Below are 1,143 nucleotides of genomic sequence, written 5' to 3'. Positions count from 1 at the left end.
CAGCAAGCCAATTTGCGGCTTTTGGTGACGTATTCGCCCTGATCTCGCATCAGGGCGAATGCGACGCGAGCGAGCTTGCGAGCCAAGATCACTAGTGCCTGAGTCGTTGCTTTACCGTTGCTCCGATACTGCTCATACACGTCTTTCCAGGTAGCTGACCTACTGGCCGACATCGCTGCGTTATGCAACAAACGACGGATCTCCGAACAGCCTCGCTTTGTAAGGCGGCGGCGTCCATTCTTTTGCCCGGAGTCATTCACTCGCAGATCCATCCCCAAGAAGGCGATGTAAGCGTCACTGCTTTTGAATTCGCCTCTGATAAATGCCATTACCAGTGCTGACGCTGTGAGAAAACCAATACCTTCCACGGCTTGGCAGCGAATAACCTGTTCAAGCAGCCCTGCCTCTCGCAATACTTCTTTGATCTTCTTTTGTATCAGCAAGTCCAGCCGTTCTATCGACTTGACGAAGGTTTCGAAGGCCGCTTTCAACAGGCCCTCGTTAGCCCAGCTCTGCGTCATTGCAGTACGTGCCGATACCAGCGCAGCCCTGCGCCGAAGAAGGCTCTGCAGCTTGCCGTAGACGGCGGGAGGCGGGGTCCAAGGGCGAAGATCCTCACCCTCGTTTTTCAGAAAACGGGACAGTAACCGCGCATCGGACGGGTCAGTTTTGACTCGGCCGCCAACACTCTTGCGATAGTTACTCAGTTGAAATCCATCAATGACATAAACATCGAAGCCCATGCCATGGGCTAGCTCGACCAGATCCAAGTGATAGATGTTGGTCGCTTCAACGGCGATAGCCGTGTTCAGTGGCTGCTGCCTGAGCCACTTATTGATTTCAGATTTAGAGTTTTTCAGCTTGATGATCTCATCACGCTCCTCGTGATGGATCACCAATTCAGCTTTTGCAACGTCCGCTCCGATGATCGACTTCACTACCTGCATTGCCATCGGCGGCTCTCCAAGTTATGGTTTTTCGGCTTGAGGGGCTTTCACCAAGAGGCGCTGGCTTGCTTCTATCGTCGCTTGCAAACGATGCATTCTTTATCGGCGCTTTGGTGGAAGGGGTGGGGCGATGTCTCCCACGGTCTGTACTGCTCGTAACAGTCAGAATCGGGCATTTAGTCCCACCACCCCTTCA

General features: G+C 53.3%; 1 protein-coding gene. It reads right to left on the bottom strand.

The genetic code is table 11. The annotated features are described in order from the left end of the window. Nucleotides 1-953: IS110 family transposase (locus ACF8EA_RS23885; RefSeq protein WP_392523497.1), on the bottom strand; the 953-nt coding region annotated here is incomplete at its 3' end. Between the last annotated feature and the right edge of the window lie 190 nt (nucleotides 954-1,143).

The sequence above is a fragment of the Pseudomonas sp. YQ_5 genome (genome assembly GCF_043103305.1).
Taxonomy (GTDB): domain Bacteria; phylum Pseudomonadota; class Gammaproteobacteria; order Pseudomonadales; family Pseudomonadaceae; genus Aquipseudomonas; species Aquipseudomonas putida_Y.
The sequence above is the reverse complement of the archived record's forward strand: the minus strand, read 5'-3'. Positions and strand labels throughout refer to the sequence as shown.